The sequence below is a fragment of the Myroides profundi genome, from assembly GCF_000833025.1.
GTDB lineage: Bacteria > Bacteroidota > Bacteroidia > Flavobacteriales > Flavobacteriaceae > Flavobacterium > Flavobacterium profundi_A.
In genome coordinates this window covers 521951-539101 of the sequence record NZ_CP010817.1, presented here as the reverse complement: position 1 = coordinate 539101, position 17151 = coordinate 521951, and the positions used below count along the sequence as shown (strand labels likewise).

Below are 17151 nucleotides of genomic sequence, written 5' to 3'. Positions count from 1 at the left end.
ATACAGGGAAACAAAATTCCCTGTATTTTTATTTTATATGAAACTGAAACCTAACTTTAACTGGAAAACATGGTCTTTAAAGAGAAAAGTGATGACGATCATCGCTTTTATTCTCTTAGTACTCTATTACTTTTCGCTACCTAGCGAATTGTTCACTAAGCCCTATTCCACCGTAATAGAAAGTAATGATAACAAACTTCTCGGTGCACAGATAGCGACAGATGGGCAATGGCGTTTTCCTGAAGTAAACTCTGTACCTCATAAGTTCAAGGAGTGTATTATTGCCTTCGAAGACGACTATTTTTACTACCACTGGGGAGTTAACCCAGTTTCAATGATAAAAGCCTTTAGAGCTAATCTTCAGTCTGACAAGGTAGTCAGAGGAGGAAGCACACTTACACAGCAGACTATTCGTTTATCTAGAGATGGTAAGAAAAGAAGCTATTCAGAGAAACTTATTGAAGCGATACAAGCTACTCGTCTAGAGTTTAAGTATAGTAAAGATAGAATATTAAGCCTATACGCATCGCATGCCCCTTTTGGAGGTAATGTAGTAGGTATAGAAGTAGCTGCTTGGCGTTATTTTGGGACAACACCAGAACAGTTATCTTGGGCAGAGAGTGCTACATTAGCAGTGCTACCGAACGCTCCAAGTCTTATCTACCCAGGAAAGAACCAAGAAACATTACTTAAAAAAAGAAATGCCTTACTGAAAAAGCTACTAGACAAAGGTACTTTTGATGAGAGCACCTATCTACTAGCATTAGAAGAGCCTCTACCACAGAAGCCTCATGAGCTACCTCAGATAGCACCTCACCTATTACAGTATGTAGCTAAGACGAATAGTCAAGAGAGAAATCATACTACGATAGACTATAATATTCAACAGCGTGTCAATGATATCGTGAAGGGATATTATTTTAATTATAGTCAGACCGAAATCTATAATATGGCTGTTATAGTCATAGATGTAGAAACACGTAATATCATCAGCTATGTAGGAAATACCCCTACTACAGTACAACATAAAAAAGATGTAGACATCATCCATGCACAGCGCAGTACAGCGAGTATCATTAAACCCTTCTTGTACGCGAGTATGCTAGATGATGCAGAACTCCTACCCAAAACATTAGCTGCTGATATACCTGTAGTGATATCGGGCTATAAACCTGAGAACTTTAATAGCTCTTATGAAGGAGCAGTACCAGCAGACGAAGCCTTATTTAGATCACTAAATATTCCATTTGTATTAATGCTTCAGAAATATGGCATCTACAGATTCTATAATCAATTGCAAAACTTAGGTTTCAAGTCCATTTCTAAACATCCAAATCACTATGGTCTATCCCTGATATTAGGGGGAGCTGAGAGCAATCTATGGGAGATAACAAAAGCATATACAGGACTAGCTTCTACCCTTAACTATTACAACAAAACAAAAGGTCAATATAGAAGTAACGAAATACAAGATCTAAACTGGAATAAGAACGTTCAACTTGACTTTGGACAGGATAGCAAAGAGAAAGCACATCTTGGTGCAGGAGCCATTTACAATACTTTTAAGGCACTTACACAAGTTAATCGACCAGAAGGAGATGAAGCATGGAGATACTATGACTCATCCTTTAAAATAGCTTGGAAGACAGGTACAAGCTTTGGAGGTAGAGACGCATGGGCAGTCGGTGTTAATAAAAAGTATGTAGTCGGTATATGGGTAGGGAATGCCTCTGGAGAAGGTCGTCCATCTATCAGTGGAGTGCGTATGGCTGGTCCTATACTATTTGATGTATTTAATCTATTACCACGTACGAGTTGGTTTGAACAACCACTAAATGATATGGAAGAGATAGAAGTATGTACACAATCTGGCTATCTCGCTAGTCCGTATTGTAACAAGAGAACAGAGCTAGTACCCTATCGTGCTAAAAAGACAGAACTATGCCCTTATCACAAACTTATTCACTTAGATCAGTCGATGAGCTTTCAAGTCAATAGTATGTGTGAACCCATTGATAATATCATTAATCAGCCTTGGTTCATCTTGCCTCCGACTATGGCTCACTTCTATAAGCGACATCACAGTGATTATAAGGACTTACCTCCTTATAGACCTGACTGTATAGATTATAACGCGCAGAATACAACAGAGTTTATCTATCCTAAGCACAATGATCTAATCTATCTGACTAAAGACTTCTATTCTAATGTACAACCTTTTATAGCTAAAGCAGCCACTAGCAACCCTGCCAAAACACTGTACTGGTACCTAGATGAAGAATACTTAGGCGAGACCTCACTATTTCATGAACAGGCTATACAGGCAGATCCAGGTACGCACTATCTAACCATAGTAGATGCTGATGGAAATACTAAAACGATTCAGATCACTTTAGAACTCAGTAGCCCTAAATAAAGTAGAGGAGCTATTCAAGCTCCTCTACTCCCCAATTGCACTCAAAACAGCTTCTAATCTTCTTCTTCTATTTTTTATTCACAGCACCTAATCAGTATGATAAACATCTCTAATCCAAAACAATAAATACCAAATAGTTCTGATGAAACCTTTTGTAGTACTAAATTACTTTTTTAAGTACTGAAAAAGTTATAAAAAGCAAATCATAAAATAGAAAACACCACAAATAAACTACTAAGGATAAGTCTTCTAACTTAAAATCATACATTCTTCCTCTATTTACCAATAAAAACTTATAATTAAAAAAAGCATACCCTAAGAGTATAACAGTGTATTAAAAACACAAAAAGTGATTTTATACTTCTTTCAAGCTGATATAAAAGGAAAAAATATTTGATTATTAAAAGGCAATAACCCTATAAAAAGGCTAGAAACAAAAAAACCACTAATCTCTGACTAGTGGTTTTTTTGTTATTCTGAAAGTTCATTTCCTTTATCATCTAAGAAATGGTATTCTAGATACGTGTAAGCGTCACGTGGAATTATTTTAACCCATTTTTTAAACTCTAAGTACCACTTAGCTCTAATAGATGGAATTCCTTTAGTTAAATAAGCAGCAACAAACGGATGCGTATTTAAGATAATTTTTTTCGACTTATCTTTCGAAATAATATTTTCTAGGTCAGCCTTTATTTTGTCAATTACAAGAATAGGAGCTTCGATTTCACCGTGTTCATTCGGATCTTCTTCTCTTGTTTCTATACTGACTTCAGGTCTAACACGTTGTCTAGTGATTTGAATTAACCCAAATTTACTAGGAGGCAAGATCTTGTGTTTTGCTTTATCATCACTCATTTCTTCTTTTAAGAAGTCATATAGTGTCTTTCTATTCTCTGGGTTCCCCATATCAATAAAATCTACTACGATGATTCCACCCATATCTCTTAATCTAAGCTGTCTAGCTATCTCAGCTGCAGCGATAAGGTTAACTTCAAGGGCAGTGTCTTCTTGAGACTGAGCTTTGTTTGAGCGGTTTCCACTATTTACATCTATGACGTGTAACGCCTCTGTATGCTCTATGATTAAATAAGCTCCCTTACTCATAGAAACAGTTCTACCAAAAGAAGTCTTAATCTGACGTTCGATATTGTATTTTTCGAAAATCGGCACTTCTAATGATTGATAGTGTTTCACAATAGAAACTTTCGAAGGAGCTATCTCTTGCAAATAGTCTTTCGTTTGGTAATACATATCTTCATCATCAGTCATGATACCCGTGAAAGTATCATTAAACACATCTCTAAGAATAGATGATGCTTTATTAACCTCTCCTAATACTTTAGAAGGATGATGAGCTACGCTTAATTTTTTGCACATATTGTTCCAGCGAGTCATTAGGTTCTGCAGATCTTTTTCGATCTCTGCTACCTTCATTCCCTCTGCTACCGTACGTACTATTACTCCAAATCCCTTTGGTTTGATTGTTTGAAGAAGTTTCTTTAAACGCTCTTTTTCTTCTTTAGATTCTATCTTTTGAGAAATAGAGATTCTATTAGAGAAAGGAACTAAGACTACATAACGTCCTGCTATAGAAAGTTCAGAACTAATACGAGGTCCTTTAGTAGAAATTGGTTCTTTAACAATCTGAACTAATAAAGACTGATTAGCACTTAATACATCACTAACCACTCCATCTTTATCAATTTCTTCCTCAAAAGGAAAGTTTTTTAAGGAGTAATCTTTTAATTTACCTCCGCTTACAAGTTTAGTGAACTTCAGTAAAGTTCGAAGATTAGGACCTAGATCATGATAATGCAAGAAAGCATCCTTCTCAAATCCTACGTGAACGAATGCAGCATTAAGTCCTGCTACAGGTTTTCTAATTTTAGCGATAAAAATATCACCAACTTGGAAACCATCATCCTCACTCTCTTCTCTCTCTCTGTGTAGTTCAATTAGTTTTCCATCTTTTAATAAGGCAAAATCTACTGTATCAGAATTCGACCTAATAATTAGCTCTTTATTCACACTGTACATTTTTATCCATACTCATCCATTACGATGTCTATAAGACCAAATGAGTTTGTATAGATGGATTAAACATTAATACAGATATTTCTATCTGGAAAACTTACCTTTTGCAAGGCAAGTTTTTTCAGTATCTTTTTTCTACTAAAAGAAAAAAGTAGTTTTAAACTACTTTTTCTTTTTGTGACGGTTAGCTCTCGCTCTTTTTTTACGTTTGTGCGTCGCTACCTTATGTCTTTTTCTTTTTTTACCACTTGGCATAATGTGTGTAATTTAGAGATTAATAAATTATTTTACTTTTACTTCTGTGTTTGACTTTACGCCTTCTACAAACACCTTAGCTGGTTTGAATGCTGGGATATTGTGTGCAGGGATTCTGATAGTCGTGTTTTTAGAGATGTTTCTTCCTGTTTTCTCAGCTCTAGTTTTAATAATAAAACTACCGAAACCTCTTAAATAAACATTTTCACCAGCTTCTAAAGATCCTTTTACTTCTTCCATAAAAGATTCTACTGTTGCCTGTACTTCACCTTTCTCAAGCCCTAATTTTTCTGAAATTTTAGCTACAATGTCTGCTTTCGTCATTTTAGATATAAATTATTTTGTTGTTGTCTGATATTTTTAGAGTGTGCAAATATATTAATTTATATCCCAATAATTCAACCTTAATTGATTAAAATTTAAATATATAAAGTTTTAAGTTTGCGTTCAATACTTTTTACAATGATTTTTTCTAATAAACTCATTACTTGGTACTTAGAAAACAAACGTTTTTTACCATGGAGAGAAACTAAAAACCCTTACGCCATTTGGTTATCAGAAATAATACTGCAACAAACGCGAGTAGCGCAAGGTTTACCCTATTTTGAAGCCTTTTTAACCACTTATCCTACTGTAAAAGATTTAGCAGATGCACCCGAAGATGATGTAATGCGCTTATGGCAAGGACTTGGCTATTACAGTAGAGCTAGAAACCTTCATGCAACAGCAAAAAAGGTGGCTTATGAGCTAAATGGAGTATTTCCTCCTAATTATAAAGAACTACTTACATTAAAAGGAGTAGGAGAATATACTGCAGCAGCCATAGCTTCTATCGCTTATGATGAAGTAGTACCTGTAGTAGACGGCAATGTATTCAGAGTATTATCACGTGTATACGGTATCACTTCTGATATCTCTACCAATACTACTAAAAAAGAATTTCAAGCACTAGCAGCTACTCTAATTCCTCAGCACGACCCTGCAACCTTTAATCAAGCGATCATGGACTTCGGTGCGATACAATGCACTCCGAAGAGTCCTGACTGTCCATCATGCCCTTTTATTAAAGAGTGTGTAGCCTACCAGACTAATCAGGTGGCTGTACTCCCTATCAAACTAAGCAAGGTAAAGGTAAAAAAACGCTATTTAGACTTCATCATCTTCATTGATAAAGATGGTAATACTCATATAGAACAACGCACAGCTAAAGATATCTGGCAACAGCTATACCAATTTCCAGTATTCGACAGTTTCACTCATCATGTAGAAGACATAGACTCTGCACTGAGAGAGCGATACGACACCTTATATATAAAGGAGATAAAAGAACTGACGACTGACGCTATCATACACCAGCTATCACATCAGAAGTTACACATCAAGTTCTGGTGCGTACAAATAGAAGCAACACCTTCTGTACAAACACGTTGGGAGGATTTAAATAAATTTGGATTTCCGATTGTAATTCATAACTTTATTACATCCTTAGATTTAAAAACACTAATATCCTAACACTATGAACGGCACCCTAAATAAAGTTACATTAATAGGTCACTTAGGTGATAACGTCAAGATGCATTACTTCGAAAATGGTAATTGTATAGGTCGTTTTCCGATTGCGACTAATGAAGTTTATGTCAATAAAACCTCTGGAGAAAAATATACTTCTACAGAATGGCATAATCTAGTAGTCAAAAACAAAGCTGCTGAAGTGTGTGAGAAATATCTATCTAAGGGAGATCGCATCTATGTAGAAGGGAGAATACGCACCCGTCAATGGCAAGGTGAAGACGGCATGAACAGACAGACAGTGGAGATTATGGTAACAGAATTTATGTTCTTAGATACCAAAAAAGAAAATGACTACAGACAAAAAACATCTTTTGAAGAAGAGAAAAAAGAGGCTGTAGATAATTTTAATATTCCTAAAGAGACTAATAATGACAATTTGCCGTTTTAAGTAGGTTACTACTTAGTAAACCTTAATCGAAATAAGAAAGATGAAATTCCAATATATAAGCACTTTACTATTATCTGTAGTCTTCTTCGCTGCCTGCAAAGAGGATACTACTCCTAAGCCAAATGCTTTCTTAGCTCTAGACTATCCTAATCAGGAATACAAGACTTATCAAAACGAAAACGGTTTTGAGTTTAGTCAGAATCAATGGTCTACTATTAAAGAGACTAAAAAGAACTCGCTAGAGATACATTACCCACAGATGAAGGCCACCATCTTCATCAACTATAAGCCTGTAGAGAACAACTTAAATCTACTGCTAAAAGACGCACAGAAGCTTACTTATGAGCACTTCGTGAAGGCTGATGAGATTATAGAACAACCTTATATCAACTCTGATGACAGAGTATATGGTATGCTATATGATGTGCAGGGGAACGCTGCCACGAATGTACAGTTCTACGCTACAGACAGTGTAAAAAACTTTATCGTAGCCTCTCTATACTTCTATGCTAAACCAAACTATGACTCTATCTTACCCGCTACAGAATATGTAAAGAAAGATATGAGAACACTACTAGAGACACTTAAATGGACTAGTAAGCAGGAGGTAAACACACCTGCTATTAAATAGAATACATCTCGATTTTTATATTCCGATGGAGCTAGTCTTTATAGATTAGTTCCATTTTGTTTTTATAGGAGTCTTCTTCGTTATGCTAACTTCATTTCTACATCATCAGTACATCACAACTCCGTTAAATCATCCAAAATAACGGACTCACTACGGACTCACTACGGACTCAAAGCGAACGAAATCTGTCTCGTCCTACTATAACTGTACAGTTATAGTTAATAATCCTACTTAATACTGTACAGATTTTTATTAATCCTTTTATTACTGTACAGGTTGTTGTTTTTGTTTATTAGTCTTGTAATAATTCTTCCATCTCTTAGTTAGAATACCTGTCTTTAAATGAGCTTGATTTGGAGTTAACCTATCACAACTATCATGAGGTCTAATTTGGTTATAAGCTTCTATACTATTCTTAATTTTATCAATCGTTTTTTGATAACCTAAACTTGAATAGTTTAAATCAAATTCACCTTTAATTATACCATTTACACGCTCAGCTATTGCATTATCTCTTGGTTCACCACCTTGTGTTGTACTAATAGATATGTTGTTTTCTATCAGTATTTTAGTATAAACACTACTGCAGTATTGACATCCTCGATCTGAATGATGAATAAGTTTCTCTGTATAAATCCTGTTCTTTAATGCCATTTTCAAGGCTTGTAAGCATCCATTAGTAGTTAAATCTAAGCTAAAACTATAGCCCATTATTTTATGAGAATAAGCATCTGTGATTAAACTTAAATAGCCCCAAGTATTATTTAACCTGATATAGGTGATGTCACTTACCCAAAATTGTTCTGGTCTAGTAACTTTTACTCCATTATACAAGTCTAAATACTGTCCTCTCCAAGCTCTGGAGTCTGTTGTATATGCTTTGCGCTTTCGTTGCCTAACCAACATTTTATGACTGTCTAATAAATCAAACAGATAATCTCTTCCTACGCTTATATTGTGCGAACCTAAGCGTTCTTGTAACATATGTTGAAGTTTTCGAGTACCTACTCTTGGTAGAGTAGCTCTAATATTTAAAACTTCTTGAAGAATAATCTCATCTTTAATAGATTGACTTGCGTATCTGTCTATTGACTGATAATAAGCACTTCGAGTTTTACCAAACAGTTGACATATTTTTTTTATTCCCTTATTAGGGTATAAGAGTTTTACTTCTTCAACTGCTTGGAACCAGACTTTTTTCTGATATCAATATCCAAACTTTTCTCTGCTACATCTATCAATGTATTTAAAGCTACTATCTTAAATTGTGCCTCTGATAAAGCCTTTTTTAAAGCTTTAATTTCTAAAGATTCTGTATTGGATGTTTTTTCTTCCATAAGTGACGGAATAACAATTGCATTACAAATATCTATGTTTTTATTATAATTAACTAACAACCAGTTATTTATTGTACTTATACTTTCTACACCATACATTATACAGGCTTCTTGTGCTGTCATATGGTGTTCTGTAATACTATGAACTACTTGACGTTTAAGGCTTTCTGAATAAACTTTATTCTTACGTGTAGCATGATACTCGGGACTTGCATATTTCTTAACCCAACGATTTAGCGTAGATTTATTTAGGCTATACTCGCGAATTACCGAATTTTGACTTGCTCCATTCTCTATTTCTTGAACTATTTGTTCTATGAATTTTAAATGATAACGCTCTTTGTTTTTTGGTTCTCTTCCCATCTTTTAATGTTTTAAAAACTGTACAGTTTTTTTAGGACGGGTCAATCAATAAAAAAAGCGAGTATGTCTCAACACACTCGCTTTAGATCAAATATTTAAACAGATGAGGAATGCCCCTACTCTTATATTGTTCTTATTATTTAGTAGCACTAACGCTCTCTACCTTATAAATTCCATTAGCGATCTTCTCTACAGTACCTACTAACGACTCTACACTCTGCTTAGATTCATCAAAGTCTATCTCTGCAGTCTTAGTATCAAAGTCAACTTTAGCTAACTTCACTCCGTCTAACCCTGCTAACTTACCTTCTATAAGCTTCGCACATCCTATCTCACACGTCATCCCGTCGATCTTAAATGTAGTGTGCTCCACATTACCAGCTACTTCTGTAGATGCAGTAGATACTGACGCATCAGCTGTCTTCTCTTCATTCTTACACGATACTAATAATATAGCTCCTAACATCATGAAGCCTATTGACTTTACTATTTTCATCTTTGTGGTTTTTTAAAATTACATTCTTGATGGTACAAAAATAAAAAAAGCAACTGATAAATCAGTTGCTTTTTCAATTCTATTATTTAGATAATCAATTATTTAAAATCTGCATCAGTCACTCCTTCGTTGATTTTAACTTCAGAAACTTTGTTTATGATCTCTATTCCTACATTCATTACATTCTTAAAAGGCATTTTAATTCCTTTTACTTCTTTATAATCTTCGTATGTAGTTACGATATTCATTACTTGTCCTCCTTGCTCTTGTGTAGCTACAGATGATACCTTAAGCCCAGTCTCTAAATCATAGTATGTTACTACTTTTCCAGATTTGATACCTACAGCTTGTTTACCATTCACTACCTCTACTCCAGCGATAGAAGCTTCACTATTAGCCTTTAATTTTAACTCTGGAAATGGTGTTGCTTCTGCCTGTAATGCTTTTAACTCTTCACCTTTCATCTCCATTTTTTGTCCTTGAGCTACGATGTATGCACCTTGAGGATTCACTACTTGCTTAGAAACAGTATTTCCCATCATCTTTTGTTCAGATAATAAATACCCCTCTTTTAGTTTAGTAACAGACTCTAGCTTCATCCCTTGTACTTCAGCTTCGCTAATAACCATAAGAGATTTCACCTCAGATAATTTCTTCGCTCCACCGATAGCGTTAATGTACTTATCTACAACAGTAGCAACTGTAACATCTTTAGACAATACTTTTTTGTCTGCTGGCTTACTAGCTTCATCAGCCTCTTTAGTATAGTACTTAATAGGATAACCTAATTTCTCTAATCCTGGTAATACGTCACTACCTTTACCTACGATAACGATACGCATATTATCCTTAAGGAAATACTTCTGAGCAGCTTTCTGTACATCTGCTATCGTTACAGCATTGATATTCTTAATGTAGTTCTCATAAAAATCCGCTGGAAGCTTATACAACTCTTTATTAAGAGCATACCTAGCTACAGTAGCAGGTTTCTGGATTTCCATCACGAAGTTACCTACATATTTAGCTTTTGCTAACTTCAGTTCTTCTTCTTTAACAGGAGTCGTACGGATAAGGTCTATCTCTTTTATAAACTCTGTTACAGCGCTATCTGTAACTACGTTACGCACTGCAGCTGTCGCTCTAAATTTACCAGGATACTTACGAGCTGTACTTATAGAAGAATACGCTCCATACGTCCAACCATGTGCCTCACGTAAGTTTAAGAAAAGACGACCTTCTCCTCCACCTCCAAGAATTTGGTTAGCCAAAATAACAGCAAAATAATCTTTGTCAGTCATTTTTAATTCCACCTCATTCACTAGTGCTATTTCTGACTGAACAGCGTTAGGCATATCTACGAAGTTAATCTCTGTAGCACTAACGTTCCCTTTATAAACAACATCTTTGTACTGTGTATTCGATTTATTCCAAGCCTCAAAAAGTCCCTTGATAGATTTCTCTGTCTTTTTATAATCAATATCTCCTACCACTACTAAGTATGCGTTCTCAGGAGAGTAATACTTCTTAAAGTATGCTTGTACATCAGCAAAAGTTACATTACTTAATGTCTTCTCCGTTTCGAATTCTCCCACTGGAGTATTCTTTCCGTATAATACTGCATCTTCTACTCTATGAGCGATATTAGTCACACTGTTCTCACCAGACTTCACACCTTCGATAGCTTTTGCTTTTGCCTTGTCGAATTCTTCTTGTGTCAGTACAGAATTGATTACTCCATCAGCTAATAAGTTAAGAATAGTCTCATTGTGTTTAGACAATCCATTCGCTGAAGCACCACCTGTATGGAAATTAATTCTAGCTCCTAAGAAGTCTATTTCTTCTAAGAACTGATCTTTATTCATCTTCTTAGTCTCATTCCCTAACATCTCTGATAAGATAGTAGCTACCCCAGCTTTATCCCCATCATAGATTAACGGATTATCAATACTCAATGTATATGATACTCTAGGTAATTTCGTATTCTGAACAACCATCACCTTCATCCCATTCTTTAGTACAAAAGAAGTAGGCTGTCCTACATGCACTACTGGCGCAGGCCCCGCTACAGGCTGTTTTCTATCTTGAGCTTGTACTTCTAAAGCTGCCAAAGCAAACACTACACTTGCAGCATAAATATATATTTTTTTCATTTCTAGTCTACAGTTAAAATTAGTTATTAGCTTTCTTTGTAGGGATATAATCCAAAATTAACCTTTGATTTTTATTTAGGTATTTTTTAGCTACATCGCGAATCTCTTCTCTAGTGATACTTCTATAGATATCTATATTCGTATTAATTAGATTAACATCACCGTACAATAGGTAATAAGAAGCAAGATTCTCAGCTAATCCTTCTACATTAAAGTTAGAATCAACATATTGCTTTTCGAAAACGTTCTGAAGTTTCTGGAAGTCGCGTTCTGAAATTAACTCAGTCTGTAATTTCTCGATTTCTTCATCAATTTCTTTAATTAAATCAGCCGAAGCAAAACCTTGCATCGGAATACCATAAATGAAGTAGATTCCATAGTCTTCTTGACTTAAGTTAAATGAAGACATTTCTAAAGCCATCTTCTTCTGGTCAACTACTTTTTTATACAATCTAGAGCTTTTTCCTCCTGATAAAATAGAAGAAATCATATCTAATACACGAGCATCACGAGTCTTCATAGAAGGCGTACGATAAGCTTCAATCAACATTGGCAATTGAATATTCGGGTCCTGAAACTCAGCGTGAATTTCTTTTGTAATAGGATCTTCCTCAAATTTGTTTTTTACAACTGGAGTTCCTTTAGCGATAGGTCCAAAATACTGTTTGATCCACGTCTTAGCTTGATCTTTCTCAAAATCACCAGCTACAACTAAAACAGCGTTATTTGGTAAATAAAACTTCTTATTAAAAGCTAAGAACTCCTCTAATGTAGATGCATCTAAATGTTCCATAGAACCAATAGGTGCCCAACGATAAGGATGCTTAACGAATAGATTTTTCTTCACTTCTGAGAATAATTGACCATAAGGCTGATTATCTACACGTAGTCTCTTTTCTTCTTTTACTACTTCATTCTGAGTAGTTACTCCTATCTGATTAATAATAGGGTGCATCAGACGCTCAGACTCCATCCAAAGTCCAAGCTCTAAATTATTAGAAGGGAATACTTCATAATAATAAGTACGGTCATCAGAAGTATTAGCATTATTATTACCTCCATTAGCAGTTACTATCTTAAACCACTCACCGCGCTCGATATTCTTCGTTCCTTCAAACAATAAGTGTTCAAAGAAGTGAGCAAATCCTGTTCTATCAGGGTTCTCATCTTTAGCCCCTACGTGGTACATCACTGATGTCACTACTACAGGAGCTGATTTGTCTTGATGTAAGATAACGTGTAATCCGTTATCTAAAGTGTACTGCTCGAATTCCACTTTTTGAGCTAAGGCAGATATTCCGAAGAATAATGAGCCTAGAACCAATAAAGATTTTTTCATTCTACAATATTTTGAAATTAGGTTATAACCTAATAAGTAGCTACATTTTAAATTATGTTACACTATTTCTAAAATATTTTCAAACTTTATTAAATAAATACTTAAGTAATTTATAAAAATGACAATCTACGTCAGCTACAAACAAGACTTACATTCCTTATAATACCGTCATCAAAAGAGGATATCTACTACTAATGATCTATCACACCCCACCTTAAACAAACTTTATAAGATAATAAAGTATATCAGAACTAACTCATTTACACCAAAATAGAAATAAAAAATATTATAAATGGGAGGTGTAAAACTTTTGTAAATAAGAAATTAAATGTATATTTGCACCCTTAATAAACATTTTAATTTTTTGTTATGTACGCAATCGTAGAGATAGCAGGGCAACAATTCAAAGTTAGCAAAGACCAAAAAGTGTATGTACACCGTTTAGCAACTGAAGAAGGATCAAAAGTTACTTTTGACAAAGTTCTTTTAGTTGATGACAACAACAACATCACTCTAGGCGCCCCAGCTATAGAAGGTGCTTCTGTGGAAGCTAAAGTTTTACAACACCTACAAGGTGACAAAGTAATCGTTTTCAAAAAGAAAAGAAGAAAAGGTTACAAAAAGAAAAACGGACACAGACAAGCTTTAACTCAAATTGTTATTGAGGGAATCAATGCAGGAGGAGCTAAAAAGAAAGCAACTAAAAAAGAAACTGCTGAAGCAGCTGAGTAATTAACAAACTAAATTTAAAACGTCATGGCACACAAAAAAGGTGTAGGTAGTTCTAAGAATGGTAGAGAATCAGAATCGAAACGTTTAGGCGTTAAGATTTATGGTGGTCAAGCAGCTATCGCTGGAAATATCATCGTTAGACAAAGAGGTTCTAAGCACAATGCTGGTGAAAACGTTTACATGGGGAAAGATCATACTTTACATGCAAAAGTTGACGGTGTTGTTAAATTCCAAAAGAAAAAAGACAACAAGTCTTACGTTTCTATTTTACCATTTGAAGCTTAAGAATCAAACTTATTTATTTGTTTAATACAAGTAAATAGAAAACATAGAGAAGGCGCTATAATTAATTATAGCGCCTTTTTTTGTGCGCTTTAGTCTAGCATCTTATCTCCTTACTTTCTTTGTTCTTCAAAAACAACTAAATAAAGCTCCTTAGACCATCTATTTTATTTAGATTCACTACAATAAACACCAACTCTTAAAAACAACACAACATCTTATATATCAGTACTTAATATTAATTATTTAGACAAAATAAAAATAACTATTGTAGGTTTAGATATTTTATTTACATTTGTTCTAAATAATTAAACAATCTAACTTATTAAAAATGAAGATTAAAAAAGTACTTTCGTTATTTGCAATCACTGCATTTTTGTTGACGAGTTGTTCTAGTGATGATAACGAAATCATCAGACCAGAACAAAAAGATCAAGTAGAGGTAAGTAAAGAATCTCCAGTTCTAGGTGATTATTCATTCAATCACGCTGGTAACCCTATCCCTTTTCATTTTGAAAAGACTACAATCACTATGAAAATGTCAGGAATGGCAGGTAGTGGTCAAGATGATGAAATATTTAATGTTATTACAACATACAAGAATGCAGAAGGTGTTCTAAAAACTGTTGCTAAAAATAAAGACAACAATGAATATAAAGCATTCTTCTTTAGAGATATTAAAGATGATAAGAGTACATTCTTACTTAATACAGACTTATCAGCGTCATCTGAAATAGAAGCTATAAAAGCTGCATATCCTGCTAAAGATATTATAGTAGATCATGGTGCAGGTCAATTTGGATGGTTACCTATGACTCAAGGAACTATTGTGGAACCAATTCTATTACCTGTCAATGGTAAATACTCATTCTCTGCTACTACTCCTCAAGGGACATTCTCTTATTATTACAATTTCTCTAATGATGTAATAAACTTTAGTGGTGATTATGATATGACTGTACTAGCTCACAATAAAAACACCAATAAAATCCTACTAGTAGGTAAAGATGAAAAAGTAAAAGACTTTTACTACGTTATTCAGTTAAAAAATATTGTTGATAATAAAGTGGATGTTGCTCGTCTAACGTACAAAGCTACTTCAGAAGGACTTACACCTAAACAACAAGCTGAAAAAGAATTCGCTAGTCAAGAAGAGATTAAAGCTAATTTCACAACATATACTAAAGACGAAGGAACAAACAATACAGCCTTCGCTAACTTAAAAGGAAGTTATGTTACAGAGAAAATGGGACCAACTAAAATAGGTTACTATACTTTCAGAATGGGAGAAGATAAAGATGCTTTTCTTTTTGTTGCAGATATGGCAGGTTCTGGAGAATTCAAAGAAAGCGCTTCTTTTAACTTAGAAAGAGTATTCGCAGATGAAAAATCAGGACAACTAATATACAAAGTAATCTCTGCTAAAGGGTATTATGAAGGAAGAGAAGGCCAATACTTAACTTTTTATGTAAAAGACATCGCTACTGATGGTTCTAAAGCTACATTTGCTATAGCTACTAAACAAGTTAAAGATGACAAAGGGAACTTATTAGATAGTAACTCTATATTAAAAAGCAAAGGAGACGTTGTAGGAAAAACTTTAGAGGAAGCTAAATCAATTAAAGCTCCAGAAGAGAACAAAGTATTCGTTCCTAAAGATGGAATGTCAAAATACGCACATCTTTGGATACCAACTACAAGAGAGTAATTTAATTTCACTGATATTTTAAGCTAAAAAAAGAGGTAATAGTTAAATACTATTACCTCTTTTTGATTGTATTATAAATGATATAATCTTATTTATCGTTTCCCTTTATCATATTATATAACTCTAAAGCCTTACCGTCAGTCAGCATAGAGATAAAGTGACATATATTCATTAAGCGTATATACACACTATCACTCTCTATTCTATACTTATCTGGTAATAGAGACATAATCAATAGATCATACTGACTCTCCTCTCCATAATACACATTATTAACAGCAGAAGTAAACGCTTCTAATAAAGCATTGATCACTTTATATCCTACTATTTCTTTTTCTATAACTTCACGGCTCTGGTATACTTTATTAATACTCACAGAAAGAATATCTTTCATCTGAGCGATATAACTACACTTCTCCGTTAAGGCATAAGGATATTCACCAGCTAGTATTTTATCTTCATTCTCTAAAAATACTCTACATACATCCTGGATCAAACTCCCTATCGCTAAGGCTCTTAAATAACTTACTCTATCCTCTTTAGAAGCTAACTGAGCATAAGTCTGTGGATTTATACTATTCTGAACGATCTTGATTAAAAACTCTAGAGCGTGCTCTTCTGGTATCCATCCAAGATTAATACCATCTTCGAAGTCAGTAATAGTATAACATATATCATCTGCTGCTTCAACCAAGAAAGCCAAAGGGTGTCTAAAATAAGCTGCTTCAGTACGATCATCTTTAGATATAAGACCTAACTCATTGGCTACATCAATAAATGCCTCTTTATCCTCTTGAAAGAAGCCATATTTCTTATCTGAGATATCTCTAGTCAATTTCTTAGGCAAACTCTCTTTAGGATACTTCATAAAAGCTCCTAGTGTAGCATAAGAGATTCTCAAGCCACCTGCCATACCAGGACGACTCTTCGTCAGTATAGCAAAACCATTTGCATTACCTTCAAAGTCTATCAAGTCTTGCCATTCCTTATCTGTTACCTGATCTCTATACTTAGCTCCTAGTCCTCGTTTAAAGAAGTCACCTATCGCGCGTTCACCTGAGTGCCCAAATGGAGGATTACCGATATCGTGTGCTAATGAAGCCGCTGCTACTATAGCCCCGAAGTCATTTACTGTATATCCATATTCTTCTGCTAAATAAGTATATTTATTTAAAAGACTAGAACCTACTATTCGTCCCAATGAACGCCCTACTACAGACACTTCTAAACTATGTGTCAATCTAGTGTGAACGAAGTTCGTCTTAGACAGAGGGATTACTTGTGTTTTATCTTGTAAACTTCTAAATGGTGATGAAAAGATGATTCTATCATAGTCCACCTCAAACCCGATACGAGTCTCTAGTTCATCTAATCTATTTCTAACAAAAGTGTCACCATACTTCTTTAGTGATAGTAACTTTTCCCATTTCATCATAAGCAAATGTTCA

General features: G+C 34.5%; 15 protein-coding genes. 7 read left to right on the top strand and 8 right to left on the bottom strand.

Features of this window, described 5'->3' with window-relative positions:
• Window positions 1-37 precede the first annotated feature (37 nt).
• A complete protein-coding gene (gene pbpC, locus MPR_RS02460; RefSeq protein ID WP_041888831.1) occupies window positions 38-2416 on the top strand; it encodes a penicillin-binding protein 1C in 2379 nt (792 codons plus the stop codon).
• A 471-nt stretch (window positions 2417-2887) separates the two neighbouring features.
• On the opposite strand, the gene MPR_RS02455 is transcribed toward pbpC, so the two are convergent.
• Entirely contained in the window at window positions 2888-4444 is a 1557-nt protein-coding gene (locus tag MPR_RS02455) for an Rne/Rng family ribonuclease (protein WP_041895124.1), read from the bottom strand.
• 288 nt (window positions 4445-4732) lie between these two features.
• Window positions 4733-5029 carry an HU family DNA-binding protein gene (locus tag MPR_RS02450; protein ID WP_006257401.1) on the bottom strand — a complete coding sequence of 99 codons (297 nt, stop codon included), beginning with the start codon at window positions 5027-5029 and terminating at the stop codon, window positions 4733-4735.
• A gap of 117 nt (window positions 5030-5146) precedes the next feature.
• Between MPR_RS02450 and mutY the strand changes: the two genes are divergently transcribed.
• The 3 genes from mutY to gldD are packed head-to-tail and all read left to right on the top strand — an operon-like array spanning window position 5147 to window position 7296.
• Entirely contained in the window at window positions 5147-6217 is a 1071-nt protein-coding gene (mutY, locus tag MPR_RS02445) for an A/G-specific adenine glycosylase (RefSeq protein ID WP_082027816.1), read from the top strand.
• Between the two features lie 4 nt (window positions 6218-6221).
• The gene (locus MPR_RS02440; protein WP_006260551.1) at window positions 6222-6665 is read left to right on the top strand and encodes a single-stranded DNA-binding protein; all 444 of its coding nucleotides are present in this window, start codon (window positions 6222-6224) and stop codon (window positions 6663-6665) included.
• A gap of 40 nt (window positions 6666-6705) precedes the next feature.
• Window positions 6706-7296 (top strand): gliding motility lipoprotein GldD, encoded by a 591-nt coding sequence (gene gldD, locus MPR_RS02435; RefSeq protein ID WP_041888826.1) that lies wholly within the window; start codon window positions 6706-6708, stop codon window positions 7294-7296.
• 264 nt (window positions 7297-7560) lie between these two features.
• Here gldD and MPR_RS02430 read toward each other — a convergent pair whose 3' ends face one another.
• The 5 genes from MPR_RS02430 to MPR_RS02410 all read right to left on the bottom strand — a co-directional run bounded on the left by MPR_RS02430 (window position 7561) and on the right by MPR_RS02410 (window position 12981).
• The gene (locus MPR_RS02430; protein WP_432416612.1) at window positions 7561-8430 is read right to left on the bottom strand and encodes an IS3 family transposase; all 870 of its coding nucleotides are present in this window, start codon (window positions 8428-8430) and stop codon (window positions 7561-7563) included.
• Between the two features lie 32 nt (window positions 8431-8462).
• Entirely contained in the window at window positions 8463-8996 is a 534-nt protein-coding gene (locus MPR_RS18080) for a transposase (protein WP_052472623.1), read from the bottom strand.
• Between the two features lie 136 nt (window positions 8997-9132).
• Complete coding sequence (locus MPR_RS02420) at window positions 9133-9492, bottom strand: heavy-metal-associated domain-containing protein (RefSeq protein ID WP_041888821.1); 360 nt, start codon at window positions 9490-9492, stop codon at window positions 9133-9135.
• A gap of 98 nt (window positions 9493-9590) precedes the next feature.
• Window positions 9591-11642 carry a M16 family metallopeptidase gene (locus tag MPR_RS02415; RefSeq protein ID WP_041888819.1) on the bottom strand — a complete coding sequence of 684 codons (2052 nt, stop codon included), beginning with the start codon at window positions 11640-11642 and terminating at the stop codon, window positions 9591-9593.
• A 19-nt stretch (window positions 11643-11661) separates the two neighbouring features.
• Window positions 11662-12981, bottom strand: coding sequence for a M16 family metallopeptidase (locus tag MPR_RS02410; protein ID WP_041888818.1), 1320 nt, complete (start codon window positions 12979-12981; stop codon window positions 11662-11664).
• Between the two features lie 369 nt (window positions 12982-13350).
• Between MPR_RS02410 and rplU the strand changes: the two genes are divergently transcribed.
• From rplU to MPR_RS02395, 3 genes are all read left to right on the top strand, one after another.
• Complete coding sequence (gene rplU / locus MPR_RS02405) at window positions 13351-13713, top strand: 50S ribosomal protein L21 (protein ID WP_006257408.1); 363 nt, start codon at window positions 13351-13353, stop codon at window positions 13711-13713.
• Between the two features lie 24 nt (window positions 13714-13737).
• Window positions 13738-13998, top strand: coding sequence for a 50S ribosomal protein L27 (gene rpmA / locus MPR_RS02400; RefSeq protein WP_006257409.1), 261 nt, complete (start codon window positions 13738-13740; stop codon window positions 13996-13998).
• A gap of 328 nt (window positions 13999-14326) precedes the next feature.
• The gene (locus MPR_RS02395; protein WP_041888817.1) at window positions 14327-15703 is read left to right on the top strand and encodes a hypothetical protein; all 1377 of its coding nucleotides are present in this window, start codon (window positions 14327-14329) and stop codon (window positions 15701-15703) included.
• Between the two features lie 88 nt (window positions 15704-15791).
• Here MPR_RS02395 and dgt read toward each other — a convergent pair whose 3' ends face one another.
• Window positions 15792-17138, bottom strand: coding sequence for a dGTP triphosphohydrolase (gene dgt / locus MPR_RS02390; RefSeq protein ID WP_041888815.1), 1347 nt, complete (start codon window positions 17136-17138; stop codon window positions 15792-15794).
• Window positions 17139-17151 lie beyond the last annotated feature (13 nt).